This window comes from Hydrogenophaga sp. RWCD_12, assembly GCF_046604225.1.
Classification (GTDB): Bacteria; Pseudomonadota; Gammaproteobacteria; order Burkholderiales; family Burkholderiaceae_C; genus Hydrogenophaga.
The window spans coordinates 86,203-103,502 of the sequence record NZ_JBKIXC010000002.1 but is presented as its reverse complement, the minus strand read 5'-3'; the positions used below and the strand labels follow the sequence as shown (position 1 = coordinate 103,502).

15 protein-coding genes and 1 tRNA gene are annotated in these 17,300 nt (G+C 65.7%); 14 read left to right on the top strand and 2 right to left on the bottom strand.

Annotated elements, in window-relative coordinates:
- The first annotated feature begins 41 nt into the window (after positions 1-41).
- The 8 genes from ACLIJ1_RS07570 to ACLIJ1_RS07535 all read left to right on the top strand — a co-directional run bounded on the left by ACLIJ1_RS07570 (position 42) and on the right by ACLIJ1_RS07535 (position 9,558).
- Entirely contained in the window at positions 42-1,988 is a 1,947-nt protein-coding gene (locus ACLIJ1_RS07570; protein WP_411364899.1) for an AMP-dependent synthetase/ligase, read from the top strand.
- A complete protein-coding gene (locus ACLIJ1_RS07565; RefSeq protein ID WP_411364898.1) occupies positions 1,985-2,767 on the top strand; it encodes an ABC transporter ATP-binding protein in 783 nt (260 codons plus the stop codon). Before ACLIJ1_RS07570 ends, ACLIJ1_RS07565 begins: the two co-directional genes overlap by 4 nt.
- Positions 2,768-2,776: 9 nt before the next feature.
- On the top strand, positions 2,777-3,706 hold the full coding sequence (locus ACLIJ1_RS07560) for a branched-chain amino acid ABC transporter permease (protein ID WP_411364897.1): 930 nt from the start codon (positions 2,777-2,779) through the stop codon (positions 3,704-3,706).
- Positions 3,707-3,718: 12 nt separating this feature from the next.
- The gene (locus ACLIJ1_RS07555) at positions 3,719-4,777 is read left to right on the top strand and encodes a branched-chain amino acid ABC transporter permease (RefSeq protein WP_411364896.1); all 1,059 of its coding nucleotides are present in this window, start codon (positions 3,719-3,721) and stop codon (positions 4,775-4,777) included.
- Positions 4,778-4,830: 53 nt separating this feature from the next.
- A complete protein-coding gene (locus ACLIJ1_RS07550) occupies positions 4,831-6,162 on the top strand; it encodes an ABC transporter substrate-binding protein (RefSeq protein WP_411364895.1) in 1,332 nt (443 codons plus the stop codon).
- 80 nt (positions 6,163-6,242) lie between these two features.
- Entirely contained in the window at positions 6,243-7,055 is an 813-nt protein-coding gene (locus tag ACLIJ1_RS07545; protein ID WP_411364894.1) for an ABC transporter ATP-binding protein, read from the top strand.
- Between the two features lie 141 nt (positions 7,056-7,196).
- Entirely contained in the window at positions 7,197-8,444 is a 1,248-nt protein-coding gene (locus tag ACLIJ1_RS07540; protein ID WP_411364893.1) for a phenylacetate--CoA ligase family protein, read from the top strand.
- Between the two features lie 121 nt (positions 8,445-8,565).
- Positions 8,566-9,558, top strand: coding sequence for a tripartite tricarboxylate transporter substrate-binding protein (locus ACLIJ1_RS07535; protein WP_411364892.1), 993 nt, complete (start codon positions 8,566-8,568; stop codon positions 9,556-9,558).
- A gap of 55 nt (positions 9,559-9,613) precedes the next feature.
- Here the strand turns inward: ACLIJ1_RS07535 and ACLIJ1_RS07530 are convergent, their stop codons facing one another.
- Complete coding sequence (locus ACLIJ1_RS07530) at positions 9,614-9,940, bottom strand: DUF1840 domain-containing protein (protein WP_411364891.1); 327 nt, start codon at positions 9,938-9,940, stop codon at positions 9,614-9,616.
- 121 nt (positions 9,941-10,061) lie between these two features.
- Here ACLIJ1_RS07530 and ACLIJ1_RS07525 point away from each other — a divergent pair, with 121 nt between their 5' ends.
- From ACLIJ1_RS07525 to ACLIJ1_RS07500, 6 genes are read left to right on the top strand one after another with little or no spacing between them, the layout of a single operon-like run.
- Positions 10,062-12,458 carry a bifunctional salicylyl-CoA 5-hydroxylase/oxidoreductase gene (locus tag ACLIJ1_RS07525; RefSeq protein WP_411364890.1) on the top strand — a complete coding sequence of 799 codons (2,397 nt, stop codon included), beginning with the start codon at positions 10,062-10,064 and terminating at the stop codon, positions 12,456-12,458.
- The gene (locus ACLIJ1_RS07520; protein ID WP_411364889.1) at positions 12,455-12,964 is read left to right on the top strand and encodes a MarR family winged helix-turn-helix transcriptional regulator; all 510 of its coding nucleotides are present in this window, start codon (positions 12,455-12,457) and stop codon (positions 12,962-12,964) included. The genes ACLIJ1_RS07525 and ACLIJ1_RS07520 overlap by 4 nt, the downstream gene beginning before the upstream one ends.
- Positions 12,965-12,970: 6 nt before the next feature.
- Positions 12,971-13,825, top strand: a complete 855-nt coding sequence (locus tag ACLIJ1_RS07515; RefSeq protein ID WP_411364888.1) for an enoyl-CoA hydratase family protein — start codon at positions 12,971-12,973, stop codon at positions 13,823-13,825.
- A gap of 10 nt (positions 13,826-13,835) precedes the next feature.
- Positions 13,836-15,041: an acyl-CoA dehydrogenase family protein gene (locus ACLIJ1_RS07510; protein WP_411364887.1), complete on the top strand. Its 1,206-nt coding sequence runs from the start codon at positions 13,836-13,838 to the stop codon at positions 15,039-15,041.
- Positions 15,042-15,054: 13 nt separating this feature from the next.
- Complete coding sequence (locus ACLIJ1_RS07505; protein ID WP_411364886.1) at positions 15,055-16,713, top strand: AMP-binding protein; 1,659 nt, start codon at positions 15,055-15,057, stop codon at positions 16,711-16,713.
- Positions 16,714-16,733: 20 nt separating this feature from the next.
- Positions 16,734-17,126 (top strand): RidA family protein, encoded by a 393-nt coding sequence (locus ACLIJ1_RS07500; RefSeq protein WP_411364885.1) that lies wholly within the window; start codon positions 16,734-16,736, stop codon positions 17,124-17,126.
- Positions 17,127-17,215: 89 nt separating this feature from the next.
- Here ACLIJ1_RS07500 and ACLIJ1_RS07495 read toward each other — a convergent pair.
- Positions 17,216-17,292: transfer RNA gene (locus tag ACLIJ1_RS07495), tRNA-Met, on the bottom strand.
- Positions 17,293-17,300 lie beyond the last annotated feature (8 nt).

Genomic DNA, 17,300 nt, shown 5'->3' with positions numbered 1-17,300 from the left:
TCATGGCCCCAGGGGTGTGGGGCGCTTCAGGAGACAAGCACATGCAAACGACCTTCCCCCGGCTTCTGCTGGACCACGCCACCCGGCGCCCGACCGGGCCGGCCATGCGTGAGAAGGAATACGGCATCTGGCAGACCACCAGCTGGGCCGACATGGCCCATCTGGTCGAGGCGATCGCCTGCGGCCTGCACCAGGCCGGCCTGCAGCGCGGCGAACACATGGTGGTGATCGGCGCCAACCGCCCCCGCCTGTACGCCACCATGCTGGCCGCGCAGTCGCTGGGCGCGATCCCGATTCCCCTGTACCAGGATGCGGTCGGCGCCGAATGCGTGTTCCCCATCAACAACGCCGAGGTGCGCTTCGCGGTGGTGGAAGACCAGGAGCAGGTCGACAAGATGCTGGAAATCCAGGACCGCTGCCCGCAGCTGCAGCACATCTTCTACGACGACCCGCGCGGCCTGCGCAACTACGACCAGCCCGGTCTGGGCGGTCTGGAAGAACTGGTCGGCGGCGGGCAAGCGTTTGCCAAGGCCCACCCCGATTTCTTCAGGGAGGAAATCGAGAAGGCCCAGCCGGCCGACGTGGCCGCGATGTTCTTCACCTCCGGCACCACCGGCAATCCCAAGGGCGTGGTGCACACGCACAGCACGCTGATCGACCGAGCGTCCGTGGGTGCACGCTTCGACAAGCTGTCCGACAAGGACGAGGTGCTGGCCTACCTGCCACCCGCCTGGATCGGCCAGAACATCTTCAGCTACGCGCAGTGGCTGGTGGCTGGCTACGTGGTGAACTGCCCCGAGTCCGGCGCCACGGTCACCATCGACCTGAAGGAAGTCGGCCCGACCTACTACTTCGCTCCGCCCCGGGTGTTCGAAGGCCTGCTGACCACGGTGATGATCCGCATGGAAGACGCGGGCGCGATCAAGCGCAAGATGTTCCACGCCTTCATGGACGTGGCGCGCCGCGTCGGCCCCGACCGGATGGATGGCAAGTCGGTCGGCCTGATCGACAACCTCAAGTACGCGCTGGGCAACTTCTTCGTCTATGGCCCGCTGCGCAACAGCCTGGGCATGAGCCGCGTGCGCGTGGCCTACACGGCCGGTGAAGCCATTGGCCCCGACCTGTTCAGCTTCTACCGCTCCATCGGCATCAACCTCAAGCAGCTCTATGGCTCGACCGAAACCGCCGTGTTCGTCTGCCTGCAGCCGGACCACGAAGCCCGCGCCGACACCGTGGGCGTGCCCTGCGAGGGCGTGGAGATCAAGCTCAGCGACACCGGCGAGATCCTGGTGAAGTCGCCGGGCCTGCTCAAGGAGTACTACAAGAACCCCGCCGCCACCGCCGAGGTGCTGACCGCCGACGGCTGGTACCACACCAGCGACGCCGGCTTCATCGACGCCTCGGGCCACCTCAAGATCATCGACCGCGTCAAGGACGTGGGCCGCATCAAGGGCGGCTCCAACGACGGCGCCATGTTCGCGCCCAAGTACGTGGAAAACAAGCTCAAGTTCTTCTCGCAGATCAAGGAAGTCGTGGCCTACGGCGACCAGCGCGAGAAGGTCTGCGTGATGGTCAACATCGACTTCGAGGCCGTGGGCAACTGGGCCGAGCGCCGCAACCTGCCCTATGCCGGCTACACCGACCTGGCGCAGAAGCCCGAGGTGTACGAGCTGATCCGCGAATGCGTGGAGAAGGTCAACGCCGACCTCAGCCGCGACACCCTGCTGGCGGGCAGCCAGATCAGCCGCTTCCTGGTGCTGCACAAGGAACTGGACGCCGACGACGGCGAACTCACCCGCACCAACAAGGTCCGTCGCGGCTTCATTGCCGAGAAGTACAGCGCCCTGGTGGATGCGCTCTACAGCGGCAAGACCGAGCAGTACATCGAAACCCAGGTCAAGTTCGAAGACGGCCGCACCGGCAGCGTGAGTGCCACGCTGCAGGTCCGCGACGCCAAGACCTTCGCTCCCGTGAAAGCTGCAGCATGACCAAAAAGATTGGCGACGTCATCCTCGACGTCCAGAACATCAGCCTGCGCTTCGGCGGCGTCAAGGCGCTGACCGACATCTCGTTCAACGTCAAGGAACACGAGATCCGCGCGATCATCGGCCCCAACGGCGCCGGCAAGAGCTCGATGCTCAACTGCATCAATGGCGTCTACCAGCCGCAGGAAGGCCAGATCACCTTCCGCGGCGAACACTTCCGGCACATGAACAGCCGGCAGGTGGCCGAGATGGGCATCGCGCGCACGTTCCAGAACCTGGCGCTGTTCAAGGGCATGAGCGTGATCGACAACATCATGACCGGCCGCAACCTGCGCATGAAGAGCAACCTGTTCCTGCAGGCGCTGCGCATCGGCCCGGCCCAGAAGGAGGAAGAGAAGCACCGCGAGTTCGTCGAGCACATCATCGACTTCCTCGAAATCCAGGCCTTCCGCAAGACGCCGGTGGGCCAACTGCCCTATGGCCTGCAAAAGCGCGTCGACCTGGGCCGCGCGCTGGCGATGGAGCCGCAGGTGCTGCTGCTGGACGAGCCCATGGCCGGCATGAACCTGGAAGAGAAGCAGGACATGAGCCGCTTCATCCTGGACGTGAACGACGAGTTCGGCACCACCATCGTGCTGATCGAGCACGACATGGGCGTGGTGATGGACATCTCGGACCGCGTGGTGGTGCTGGACTACGGCAAGAAGATCGGTGACGGCACGCCCGAAGAAGTGCGCACCAACGAGGAAGTCATCAGCGCGTACCTCGGTACGAGCCACTGAGGAAAAGACATGGGACCATTTCTCGAAACACTGTTGGGCGGCCTGATGGCAGGCATGCTGTATTCGCTGGTCGCGCTGGGCTTCGTGCTGATCTTCAAGGCCTCGGGCGTCTTCAACTTCGCGCAGGGCGCGATGGTGCTGTTCGCGGCGCTGGCGATGGCGCGCTTCTCTGAATGGATTCCGCACTGGCTGGGCATCGAGAACAAGATCGTGGGTAACCTGATCGCGTTCGCGCTGGCGGCGGTGGTGATGTTCGTGCTGGCCTGGCTGATCGAACGGCTGGTGCTGCGGCATCTGGTGAACCAGGAGGGCGTGACGCTGCTGATGGCCACGCTGGGCATCACCTACTTCCTGGACGGCCTGGGCCAGACCATCTTCGGCAGCGACATCTACCAGATCGACATCGGCATGCCCAAGGACCCGATTTTCCTGTTCGAGAGCGTGTTCGAAGGTGGCGTGCTGGTGAACCAGGAAGACGTGATCGCCGCCGTGGTCGCTGCTGCGCTGGTGACCCTGCTCTCGCTGTTCTTCCAGAAGACCAGCACCGGCCGCGCGCTGCGCGCCGTGGCCGACGACCACCAAGCGGCGCAATCCATCGGCATTCCGCTCAACCGCATCTGGGTCATCGTCTGGTGCGTGGCCGGCATCACCGCGCTGGTGGCCGGGATGATCTGGGGCTCCAAGCTCGGTGTGCAGTTCTCGCTGACCACGGTGGCCCTGCGCGCGCTGCCAGTGATCATCCTGGGCGGCCTGACCTCGGTGCCCGGCGCCATCATCGGCGGACTGATCATCGGCGTGGGCGAGAAGCTCTCCGAGGTCTACCTCGGCCCCATGGTCGGTGGTGGCATCGAGATCTGGTTTGCGTATGTGCTGGCGCTCGTGTTCCTGCTGTTCCGCCCGCAAGGTCTGTTCGGCGAAAAGATCATCGACCGCGTGTAAGGAGACAAGAACATGTTCTATCGCGAAAACGGCCAGTTCAAGACCTCCTACCGCACCGACCAGCAGATCTTCCCGATCGCGCAGGACCGCTGGGCCATCCTCGCCCTCGTGGCGTTCGCCTTCATCGGCGTGCCCTTCCTGGTCGACGAGTACCTCTACCGCGCCATCCTGATTCCGTTCCTGATCCTGTCGCTGGCTGCGCTGGGGGTGAACATCCTGGTCGGCTACTGCGGACAGATCTCGCTGGGCTCGGGCGCCTTCATGGCGGTCGGCGCCTACATGGCCTACAACACCTACATCCGCATCGATGGCATGCCGCTGGTGCTGGCCCTGCTCTCGGGCGGCTTCTTCGCCACGCTCGTCGGGATCTTCTTCGGCATTCCCAGCCTGCGCGTGAAGGGCCTGTATCTCGCGGTGGCGACGCTGGCGGCGCAGTTTTTCTGCGACTGGGCGTTCCTGCGCGTGGGCTGGTTCACCAACAACAACGCCTCGGGTTCGGTCTCGGTGTCCGGCCTGTCGGTGCTGGGCTGGACCATCGACACCCCGATGGAAAAATACCTGTTCTGCCTGGCTTTCCTGGTGGTGTTCGCTCTGCTGGCCAAGAACCTGGTGCGTTCGGCCATCGGCCGCGAGTGGATGGCGATCCGCGACATGGACGTCGCCGCCGCCGTGATCGGCATCCGCCCGATGTACGCCAAGCTCAGCGCGTTCGCCGTCAGCTCCTTCATCGTCGGCGTGGCCGGCGCGCTCTGGGGCTTTGTGCATCTGGGTTCGTGGGAGCCGGCCGCCTTCTCGATCGACCGCTCGTTCCAGCTGCTGTTCATGGTGATCATCGGCGGCATGGGTTCGATCATGGGCAGCTTCTTCGGCGCCGCCTTCATCGTGCTGCTGCCCATCTTCATCGAGCGCATCAGCCTGCTGGTGGGGCTGTCGACCGCCGCCGCCTCGCACATGACCTTCATGGTGTTCGGCGCGCTGATCGTCTGGTTCCTGATCGTGGAACCCCACGGCCTGGCCAAGCTCTGGAGCATTGGCAAGCAGAAGCTGCGCCTCTGGCCTTTCCCTCACTGATTTCGGTCCTGTTTTTTTGTGTGTGTCTGACTCTTTCCTTAGGAGACAAAGCGATGAAAGTGCGTAACCTGGTTCTTTCCGTGTCGATGGCCTGTGCAGCTCTCTCGGGCGCCCTGGTCTCCACCGCTGCCATGGCGCAAGCCAAGGAGCAGTTCTTCCCCGTGCTGGTCTACCGCACCGGCGCCTACGCCCCCAACGGCGTGCCGTTCGCCAACGGCTACGTGGACTACCTCAAGCTGGTCAATGCGCGCGGTGGCATCAACGGCGTGAAGATCTCCTACGAAGAGTGCGAGACCGGCTACGCCACCGACAAGGGCGTGGAGTGCTATGAGCGCCTCAAGGGCAAGGGCGCGACCGTGTTCCAGCCGCTGTCCACCGGCATCACCTTCGCGCTGACCGAAAAGGCTCCGGTCGACAAGATCCCCCTGATCACCGCCGGCTACGGCCGCAGCGAGTCGTCCGATGGCGGCGTGTTCAAGTGGAACTTCCCGATCGCCGGCACCTACTTCGTGGCGGCCGACGCGATCATCCAGCAGATCGGCAAGAAGGAAGGCGGCCTGGCCAACCTCAAGGGCAAGAAGATTTCGCTGGTCTACCACGACAGCCCGTTCGGCAAGGAGCCGATTCCCCTGCTGCAGGAACGCGCTGCGCAGCTGGGCTTCCAGCTGAGCCTGCTGCCTGTGACCGCCCCTGGCGTCGAGCAGAAGGCCACCTGGCTGCAAGTGCGCCAGAGCAAGCCCGACTATGTCGTGCTGTGGGGCTGGGGCGTGATGAACTCCACCGCCCTGAAGGAAGCCCAGGCCACCGGCTACCCGCGCGAGAAGATGTACGGCGTGTGGTGGGCCGGTGCCGAGCCTGACGTCAAGGACGTCGGCGCGGGTGCCAAGGGCTACAACGCCGTCACCATGCAGCACGGCACCGAAAAGGGCGCCGACGTGGTCAAGGAAGTGCTGGCCAAGCTGCACGACAAGGGCCAGGGCACCGGTCCGAAGGAAGAAGTCGGCGAAGTGCTGTACATGCGCGGTCTGATGAGCGCCATGTTCGCCGTCGAAGGCGTGCGCGCCGCCCAGGAACGCTTTGCTAAGGGCAAGGTCGTGACCGGTGAGCAGGCCCGCTGGGGCTTCGAGAACCTGAACCTGACACAGCCCAAGCTGGATGCGCTGGGCTTCAAGGGCGTGCTGCGCCCGATCTCCACCAGCTGCCAGGACCACATGGGCGCCAACTGGGCTCGCATCCACACGTGGGACGGCAGCAAGTGGCAGTTCAGCAGCGACTGGCTGCAGGCCGACGAGCAGATCCTCAAGCCGCTGGTGAAGGCTGCGGCCGACAAGTACGCGGCCGAGAAGAAGCTGACGCGCCGTGCTGGCGCCGATTGCCAGTCTTGATGTAGCCCGGGCCGCTGGCTTGCCAGCGGCCATTTGCAAGACCCTCGCGGGGTCTTGCAAATGGTCCACGAGGAAACACCATGAGTACCACTCCCAACATCGTTCTCAACGTCAACGGCATCGAGGTCATCTACAACCACGTGATCCTCGTGCTCAAGGGCGTGTCGCTGAACGTGCCCGAAGGCAAGATCGCGGCCATTCTGGGCGGCAATGGCGCCGGCAAGACGACCACGCTGCGCGCCATCTCCAACCTGCTCAAGGGTGAGCGCGGAGAAGTCACCAAGGGTAGCATCGAGCTGCGCGGCGAGCGCATCGAAAACCTCTCGCCGGCCGACCTGGTGCAGAAGGGTGTGGTGCAAGTGATGGAAGGCCGGCACTGCTTCGCCCACCTGTCCATCGAGGACAACCTCATGACCGGCTCCTACACGCGCACCGACAAGGCCGAGATCGCGCGCAACCTGGAGAAGGTCTACAACTACTTCCCGCGCCTGAAGACGCGCCGCACCTCGCAGGCGGCCTACACCTCGGGCGGTGAGCAGCAGATGTGCGCCATCGGCCGCGCGCTGATGGCCAACCCCAGCGTGGTGCTGCTCGACGAACCCTCGATGGGCCTGGCGCCACAGATCGTGGAGGAGGTGTTCGAGATCGTGAAGGACCTCAACACCAAGGAAAAGGTGACCTTCCTGATCGCCGAGCAGAACACCAACATGGCGCTGAAGTACGCCGACTACGGTTACATCATGGAAAGCGGCCGCATCGTGATGGACGGCGTCGCCAGCGACCTGCGCAACAACGAGGACGTCAAGGAGTTCTACCTGGGCATGGGTGGCGGCGAAAGAAAGTCGTTCAAGGATGTGAAGTCCTACAAGCGCAGGAAGCGTTGGCTCGCGTAGCGAGCCAACAGCTTCTGCTGGCCCACCCCCGCGCCGCCTGCGGCGTCACCCCCTCAAGGGGGCAACACCTGCGGCCCGGCAAAGCCGGTTCCGCGGTGTTCTCGAACCAGTCATCTCAATCGCACCTCTGTGGCTTTCACCATGACCGAACACTTCGACGCCCTGGAAACCCGATCGCCTGCTGACCGCGAAGCGGCGCAGATGGCTGCGCTGCCGGGCCAGCTGGCCCATGCGAAGCAGAACAGCGCGGCGTTTGCCGACATCCTGCGCGAGATCGATGTGGCCGGCGTCGACAGCCGTGCCGCGCTCACCCGCATTCCTGTCACCCGCAAAAGCGAGCTGCTGGAGCGTCAGAAGGCCAAGCGGCAGCACGACGCCTTCGGCGGCTTCTCTGCCTTGGTGCGCGGTCCGGCGATGTCGCGCATCTTTGCCAGCCCCGGCCCGATCTACGAGCCCGAAGGCAGTACCAAGGATTACTGGCGCGCCGGCCGCGCGCTGTTCGCGGCGGGCTTTCGCGCCGGTGAACTGGTGCACAACAGCTTCAGCTACCACATGACCCCGGGCGCCTTCATCCTCGAATCGGGCGCGCACGCCGTGGGCTGCACCGTGTTCCCGGGCGGCGTCGGACAGACCGAGCAGCAGCTTGAAGCCATGGTCGACCTCCAACCCGACGCCTACACCGGCACGCCCAGCTTCCTGCGCATCCTGCTGGAGAAGGCGGCGGAGTCCGGCATCGCGCTTCCCAGCCTGACCAAGGCATCTGTCGGTGGCGAAGCCTGCCCGCCCAGCCTGACGGCCTGGTTCAAGGATCACGGCGTCGATGTGTACCAGACCTACGCCACGGCCGATCTGGGCCTGGTGGCGTATGAAACCGCTGCCCGTGAAGGCCTGGTGCTGGACGAAGGCGTGATCGTGGAGATCGTGCGGCCCGGCACCGGCACGCCGGTGGATGACGGCGAGGTCGGCGAGCTGGTCGTGACCACGCTCAACAGCGCCTACCCGCTAATCCGCTTCGGCACCGGTGACCTGTCGGCCATCCTGCCCGGCCAGTGCCCGACCGGTCGGACCGCGCCGCGCATCAAGGGCTGGATGGGCCGCGCCGACCAGACCACCAAGATCAAGGGCATGTTCGTGCATCCCTCGCAGGTCGCCGAGATTTCCAGGCGGTTCCCCGAAGTCCAGCGCGCACGCCTGGTGGTGAGTGGCGAGATGGCCAACGACAGCATGTGCCTGCAGGTCGAAGCCACCGACGTGGCCGACGGCCTGCGCGAGCGCATCGAGGAAGCCATGCGCGACATCACCAAGCTGCGTGGTCAGGTGCAGGTGGTGCGCCCCGGCAGCCTGCCCAATGACGGCAAAGTGATCGAAGACGCCCGCAGCTACAAGTAAGTTCGGCGAAAGATGCGCAAATGAAGGGTTTCCCCGTGGTGCCCGCTAAGTAATTTCCGCCATTTCGCCGCCACCGGCGAGGGCTACCATGCAGCGCTGATCATCCCCAAGGAGCACCTGCATGAAAAAAATCCTGGCTTTTGCCGTGACCGCCGCCGTCTACGCCGGCGCCTTCGCCCAGGCCTACCCCAGCAAGCCGATCACCCTGGTCGTGCCGTTCGCTGCCGGTGGCCCGACCGACCTCGTGGCCCGCCAGCTGGCCGAGGCCATGCGCAAGCCCCTGGGCGGCGCCAACATCGTGGTCGACAACGCCGCTGGCGCTGGCGGCACGATCGGTGCGGCCAAGGTCGCCCGCGCCGCACCCGACGGCTACACGCTGCTGGTCTGGCACATCGGCATGGCAGCCACCACCAGCCTCTACCGCAAGCAGACCTTCAAGCCGCTGGACGACTTCGAGTACCTGGGCATCATCAACGACGTGCCCATGACCATCGTCGGCTCCAACAAGCTGGCGCAGAACCGCCGCTACCGAGACTTCGAGAACTACGTCCGCACCAACTCCGACAAGGTCAACCTGGCACACGCCGGTCTGGGTTCCGCCTCGCACCTGTGTTCGCTGATGTGGCAATCGGCCATGAAGCTGCCCAAGCCGCTGACCACCATCGCCTACAAGGGCACGGGCCCGGCCATGAACGACCTGATCGGCGGCCAGGTGGACATGATGTGCGACCAGACGACCAACACCGCGTCGCAGATCGAATCGGGCCGCGTGCGCGGCTATGCCGTCACAACCGCCAAGCCGCTGACCGGCAACAAGCAGCTGGGTGACCTGCCCACGCTCGACGGTCTGGGTCTCAAGGGCTTCAACCTGACCATCTGGCACGGCCTCTACGCCCCCAAGGGCACGCCGGCCGACGTGCTGAAGAAAGTCAACGACGCCCTGATGGTGGCCCTCAAGGACCCCGAGTTCATCAAGCGCCAGGGCGACCTGGGTGCCGTCGTCGCTCCTGCGGGCGACAAGCGCGTCACCCCGGCCGGGCACAAGGCCTTCGTGGCCAGCGAGATCACCAAGCTCAAGGCCGCGATCGACGCTGCCGGCGAATTTGCAGACTGAGTGTCACCGCTCCCCGCAAAAAGGCCCGCTTCTGCGGGCCTTTTTGTTTTCGTCTTCAGACGCCCCAGACCACCTCGACCTCGGCCTTGAGGCAGCGCTGCAGCATCTCGATGAACGGCGCGCAGCGCATCCGCAGGCTGATCGCGTCGAACTGCGGCACCGGCTCTCCGTTGGCCGCGGCCTCATCCTTCATCTTCTGCTGCGCCAGCTCGTCGGCCTTCGCCGCCGTGTTCAGGGCCTCGATGGCGCCGGCCATTTCCTCGTGTCGGATGACACCGGCGTTCACCGGGTCCTTGCCCAGGATTTGCAGAATCCGCTTGCCGCTGGGCTCCAGCATCACCAGGTCGCCAGTTTCGCGGGATTTAAATCGGTACAGAGACATGGTTCCTCCTTGGTTGGTTGCCCATTCTTGCACCTTGCACAGGCCGGCGACACCGGTTCGGTCAATGCGGTACGGGTTTACCCGGTTGGCCGCCTTTAGTTCATGCTTAAACTAATCAGACATGAACACTCCAACTCTGGCGCTGCAGCGCATCCTGTGCATCGGTGGCGGCCCGGCGGGCCTCTATTTCGGCCTGCTCATGAAACGCCGCTTCCCGCACCTGCAGGTGACGGTGGTCGAGCGCAACCGGCCGTTCGACACCTTCGGCTGGGGCGTGGTGTTCTCCGACCAGACACTGCAGAACCTGCGCCGTGCCGACCCCGAGACCGCGCAGTCCATGCAGGACGCCTTCAACCACTGGGACGACATCGAGGTGTTCTACAAAGGTGGCAGCGTGCGCTCCACCGGGCACGGCTTCATCGGCATCGGCCGCAAGCGCCTGCTCAACATCCTGCAGGAGCGCTGCATCGCACTCGGCGTCGATCTGGTGTTCGAGACCGATGTGACCGACGACCAGGCGCTCGCGCAGCAGTACAACGCGGATCTCGTGATCGCCAGCGACGGCCTCAACAGCCGCATCCGCACGCGCTACGAAAGCACCTTCCAGCCCGACATCGACACCCGCCTGTGCCGCTTCGTCTGGCTGGGCACGAAGAAGACCTTTGACGCCTTCACCTTCGCCTTCGAACAGACCGAACACGGCTGGTTCCAGGCCCACGCCTACAAGTTCGACGATGAGACCTCGACCTTCATCGTCGAGACGCCCGAGCCAGTCTGGAAGGCGCACGGCCTCGAAGACATGAGCCAGGAAGACGGCGTGGCGTTCTGCGAGAAGCTGTTCGCGAAGTACCTCGACGGCAACGCCCTGATCAGCAACGCCAAGCATCTGCGCGGCTCGGCCAACTGGATCCGCTTCCCGCGCGTGATCTGCAACACCTGGGTGCACTGGCAAGACATCAACAGCAGGAATACGCCGATCGTGCTGATGGGCGACGCCGCCCACACCGCGCACTTCTCCATCGGCAGCGGCACCAAGCTGGCGCTGGAAGATGCGATCGACCTGGCCGACGAGTTCAGCCGCCATGTCGAGGCAGGCACCAGCGCGGACATGGAAGCCGTGCTGCAGGGCTACGAGGCGCGCCGAAGTGTCGAGGTGCTCAAGATCCAGAACGCGGCGCGCAACTCCACCGAATGGTTCGAGCATGTGGACCGCTACACCGGCATGGAGATCCAGCAGTTCGCTTATTCGCTGCTCACGCGCAGCCAGCGCATCAGCCACGAGAACCTGCGCCTGCGCGATGCCAAATGGCTGGAAGGGTATGAAAGCTGGCTGGAAGCCCAGGCCGCGCCGGGCAGCGCGCCGAAGAAGCACCCGACGCCGCCCATGCTGCTGCCGCTGAAGGTGCGCAGTGTCGAGCTGAAGAACCGCATCGTGGTCTCGCCCATGGCGCAGTACAAGGCCACCGATGGCGTGGTCGGCGACTGGCACCTGATGCACCTGGGCGCGCGTGCCGTCGGTGGCGCCGGCCTGGTGATGGTCGAGATGACCAGCCCGACACCGGAAGGCCGCATCACCCCCGGCTGCCCGGGCCTTTGGAACGACGCGCAGCAGGCGGCCCTGGCACGCATCGTGGACTTTGCCCACCAGCAGAGCAGCGCGAAGATGGGCATCCAGCTGGGTCACAGTGGCGCCAAGGGATCGACACAACTGGGCTGGGAAGCGATTGACGAGCCATTGGTGAGCGGCAACTGGCCGCTGCTCTCGGCCAGCGCCGTGCCCTATGGCGAACAGAACCAGGTGCCCAAGGCCATGACCCGCGCCGACATGGACGCGATGACCGCAGCCTTCGTCGCCGCCACGCAGCGCGCCGCCGCCGCGGGCTTCGACTGGCTGGAACTGCACGCGGCCCACGGCTACCTGCTCTCGGCCTTCATCTGCCCGCTCACCAACCAGCGCACCGACGACTACGGCGGCTCGCTGGAGAACCGTTGCCGCTACCCGCTGGAAGTGTTTGCGGCCATGCGCGCCGTGTGGCCGGCCGAGCGGCCCATGAGCGTGCGCATTTCGGCGCACGACTGGGCGCCCGGCGGCAACACGCCCGACGACGCGGTGGCCATCGCGCGCCTGTTCAAGGCCGCAGGTTGCGACGTCATCGACGTGTCCTCGGGTCAGACCACGCGGCAGGCCAAGCCGGTCTATGGCCGCATGTACCAGACCCCGTTTGCCGACCGTGTGCGCAACGAGGCCGGCATCCTGACCATGGCCGTCGGCGCCATCAGCGAGGCCGACCACGCCAACAGCATCATCGGCGCCGGCCGTGCCGACCTCTGCGCCGTGGCGCGCCCGCACCTGGCCGACCCCGCCTGGACCCTGCACGAGGCCGCCAGGCTGCAGACCCGCGCGGTGCAATGGCCGCAACCCTACGAGAGTGGCCGCGACCAGCTCTACCGCGAGATCGCGCGCCAGCAATCCCTGCAGGGCACCATCGCCAGACAAGACCCCGCGGAAACCCAATGACCACACCCCCCGACACTCTCGACCTCGAAGCCCGCGCCCACAGCGAACATGCGCAGGAGCTGCGCCTCTGGCTGCGCCTGCTGGCCTGCTCGCAACTGATCGAAAAGCGCGTGCGTGCCGGCCTGCGCGAGCAGTTCGACACCACGCTGCCCCGCTTCGACCTGATGGCCCAGCTGGAACGCCACCCCGAGGGCCTGAAGATGAAGGAGCTGTCGCAGCGGCTCATGGTCACTGGTGGCAACGTCACCGGCATCACCGACCAGCTGGTGGCCGAAGGCCTGGTGGAGCGCATGGCGGTCGAAGGCGACCGCAGGGCTTTTCTGGTGCGCCTCACGCCCGAAGGCCGCAGCGCTTTCGAACACATGGCGGCGCGGCACGAGCAATGGATCGTCGATGCCTTCGAAGGGCTGAGCGCCAAGGACCTGGACAGCCTGCACAAGCTGCTGGGCAAGGTCAAACAACACCAACTCGACATTAACCAGCGCATGGGCGACGTCGGCGAGTAAACCCACATGAAACACCCCATCCCCGATCACAACCCCATGCGCGGCCAGTACAGCACCATGGCCGACCGCACGCCCGAACACTTCGCGCTCAGCGTGGCCGACGGTGTCGCGACGGTCACGCTCAACCGCCCGGAGCGCAAGAACCCGCTGACCTTTGATTCCTATGCCGAGTTGCGCGACTGGTTCCTCGGCCTGCAACGCGCCACCGACATCAAGGCCGTGGTGGTGACCGGTGCGGGCGGCAACTTCTGCTCGGGCGGCGACGTGCACGAAATCATCGGCCCGTTGACGAAGATGACCATGCCCGAGCTGCTGGCGTTTACCCGCATGACCGGTGCTCTGGTGAGCGCCATGCGCGCCTGCCCGCAGCCCATCGTGGCCGCGCTGGACGGCGTCTGCGCCGGCGCTGGCGCGATGATGGCGCTGGCCTCCGACCTGCGTCTCGGCACACCCGCGGCCACCGTCGCGTTCCTGTTCACCCGCGTGGGTCTGGCCGGTGCCGACATGGGCGCCTGTGCCCTCCTGCCGCGCATGATCGGCCAGGGCCGCGCGAGCGAGCTGCTGTTCACCGGTCGCGCCATGAGCGCGCAAGAAGGCCATGCCTGGGGCTTCTTCAACGCGCTGCACGAGAGCGACGCCTTGCTGCCGGCCGCGCACAAGCTGGCGACGCAACTGGCCCAAGGCCCGACGTTCGCGCACGGCATGACCAAGACGATGCTGCACCAGGAATGGGCCATGACGCTGGACCAGGCCATCGAGGCTGAGGCGCAGGCCCAGGCCTTATGCATGCAGACGCAGGACTTCCGCCGCGCCTACGAAGCCTTTGCGGCCAAGCAGCGGCCGGTCTTCGAAGGCGATTGAGAGCACGCCAATGGTCGCCTTCGAACACCCCCATCCTCACGGCGCGCTGGCGCCGACCGCCCACCTGGAACTGCCCTTCTTTGACGATGCGCACCGCGCGCTGGCCACCGGCCTGGTGGCCTGGACCCGCGAGCAGCGCGTGGACGAAAGCGACGACCGCGCCGCCTGCAAGGACTGGGTGCAACGCCTGGGTGCTGCCGGCTGGCTGCGCTACTGCGTGCCCGAAGCGCACGGCGGAGCCCTGCCCGCGCTCGATTCGCGCGCACTGGTGATCCTGCGCGAGACCCTGGCCTTCCATTCGCCGCTGGCCGACTTTGCTTTTGCCATGCAGGGCCTGGGCAGCGGCGCCATCACCCTGGCCGGAACACCCGGACAGCAATCGCGTTACCTGCCCGCCGTCGCTGCGGGCAAGAAGATCGCCGCCTTTGCGCTGAGCGAGCCCGACGCGGGCTCCGACGTCGCGGCCATGGCACTGCGCGCCACGCAGACCGCCACCGGCTGGCAACTCAACGGCCAGAAGACCTGGATCAGCAACGGCGGGATGGCGGACTTCTATGTGGTGTTCGCCAAGACCGATCCTGACGCCGGCGCGCGCGGCATCAGCGCCTTCATCGTCGACGCCGATGCACCCGGACTGGACAGCAGCGCGCACATCCAGGTGATGGCACCGCACCCGCTGGCCACGCTCACGTTCAGCGACTGCTCGGTGGCCCAGGAAGCGCTCGTCGGCCATGTCAACGGTGGCTTCAAGCTCGCCATGCAGACGTTGGACATCTTCCGTGCTTCGGTGGCCGCTGCCGCGCTGGGCATGGCGCGCCGTGCCTTCGCCGAAGCCGTGGTGCACGCGAAGAGCCGCAGGATGTTCGGCCAGACCCTGGCCGACTTCCAGCTCACGCAGGCCCGGCTGGGCGAGATGAGCGCGCTCATCGATGCTGCCGCAATGCTGACCTACCGCGCGGCCTGGATGCGCGATGGCAGCGCCATCAGCGGCGCCGGCACCCCGGCCTACACCGCAGCGGCCGCCAGCGCCAAGCTCACCGCCACCGAGAACGCCCAGAAGGTCATCGACATGGCGCTGCAGATGTTCGGCGGGCGCGGCGTGCAGGTGGGCAATGTGGTCGAACACCTCTACCGCGACATCCGCTCGCTCCGCATCTACGAAGGCGCCAGCGAAGTGCAGCTGCTCATCCTGGGCAAACACGCCTTGAAGGCCTGACACGGAGACATTCATGGCCCAGCACCCATCCGCCCAGACCGACCGCTTCGTGCACGACCGGCTTCCCCCACCCGATCAGTGGCCCGAGCTGCGTTACGACCTGCCCGAGCTGCAGGCGCTGCCCGCGCAGCTCAACGTGGTGCAGGCGCTGTTTGACCGCGCCTTGGCCAATGGCCATGCCGACCGACCGTTCCTGCGCAGCGACGAGCGCACCCTCACCTACGCGCAGACCCGTGCCGAGGTGGACCGTTTCGCCAGCGTACTGGCCGGGATGGGCCTGCAGCCCGGCAACCGTGTGCTGCTGCGCGGCGGCAATTCGATCGCGATGGCGCTGGCCTGGCTGGCGGTGGTGCAGAGTGGTCTGATCGCGGTGGCCACCATGCCGCTGTTGCGTGCCACAGAACTCAAGGCGATCATCGACAAGGCCGAGCCCTCGGCCGCGCTGTGCGACGTGAAGTTGCAGGACGAACTCAAGGCCGCGCTGGGACAGCGCCCGGTGACAGCGGCCCTGCCGCTGCGCCTGTTCAACACCGGCGACGCCGCAGTGGTGCTGACCGACTCTCTCGAAGCACTGGCGCGCCACGCCGGCAAGCGGGTCACCCCCTGCCCCACCAGCGCGGACGACATCGCCCTGCTGGCCTTCACCTCCGGCACCACCGGCAGCCCGAAGGCCGCTGTGCATACCCACCGCGACGTGTTGGCCGCGTGCGAAACCTGGCCGCGCCATGTGCTGCGCGCCACGCCCGACGACATCGTCATGGGCTCGCCCCCACTGGCCTTCACCTTTGGCCTCGGCGGTCTTCTGGTGTTCCCCATGTGGGCCGGCGCGTCGGTGTATTTCCCGAGCATCCCTTACACGCCAGAAGCCATGGTCCGCCTCATCGGCCAGGTCGGCGCCACCATCTGCTACACCGCGCCCACCTTCTACCGCCAGATGGCTGCGTTCGCGAAGCAGCACGGCATCGGGAAGCTGCGCCTCAGCGTCAGCGCGGGAGAAGGTCTGCCCGACGCGACGCGACAGCTTTGGAAAGAGGCGAGCGGCCTGGAAATGCTCGACGGCATCGGGGCGACCGAGATGTTCCACATCTTCATTTCGGCTTCTCCCGAAGAGGTCAAGCGCGGCGCCATCGGCCGGGTTGTGCCTGGCTACCAGGCCAAGATCGTCGACGAGCAGGGCAAGGGTCTGCCCCGCGGCCAGGTCGGCCGGCTTGCGGTCAAGGGCCCGACGGGTTGCAAGTACCTCGAGGACGCCCGCCAGGCCAACTACGTGCAGGGCGGCTGGAACTTCCCTGGCGACGCTTTCCTTCAGGACGAAGACGGCTACTTCGTCTACCAGGCCCGCACCGACGACATGATCATCACCGCCGGCTACAACGTGGCCGGCCCGGAGGTGGAGGCTGCGTTGCTGCAACACCCGGCGGTGGCCGAATGCGGTGTGGTCGGCAAGCCCGACGACGAGCGGGGCATGGTCATCCTCGCGTACATCGTGCTCAAACCCGGGCAGCAAGGCGATACAGCGCAGACCAAGGCGTTGCAGGACCACGTCAAACACACTCTTGCGCCCTACAAGTACCCGCGCGAGGTGCGCTTTGTGAGCGCCCTGCCGCGCACCGAAACCGGCAAGCTGCAGCGTTTTGCGCTGCGCAAGATGGCCACCGACGGCCTGGCCTGAAGACCCCAAGAAAGACCCCCATGCAATTCCTGCAACCGCCCGGCTGGGCCACCCCCAAGGGCTACGCCAACGGCGTCGCTGCCAAAGGCACCCTCGTTTTCGTCGGTGGCCAGATCGGCTGGAACGGCGATCAGGTGTTCGAATCCGACGATTTCATTGCCCAGACCAAGCAGGCGTTGCAGAACGTGCACGCCGTGCTCGCCAGCGCTGGCGCAGGCCCCGAGCACATGGTGCGCATGACCTGGTACATCACCGACCGCGACGAGTACAACGCGCGCCTGCGGGAGCTCGGCGCCGCCTACCGTGAAGTGATGGGCAAGTGTTTCCCCGCCATGACCTGCGTGGAGGTCAGCCGCCTGGTGGAAGTACGTGCGAAGGTGGAGATCGAGGTCACGGCGGTGCTGCCCGACTGAAGCGCAGCACCAACGGAGGCCAGAAACAAAAAAGCCCGCCGAAGACAACTTCGGCGGGCTTTTTTGAGGAACTCTGGTCAGTTCCGGATTGGTTGCGGAGGCAAGATTTGAACTTGCGACCTTTGGGTTATGAGCCCAACGAGCTACCAGGCTGCTCCACTCCGCGTCAAGCCA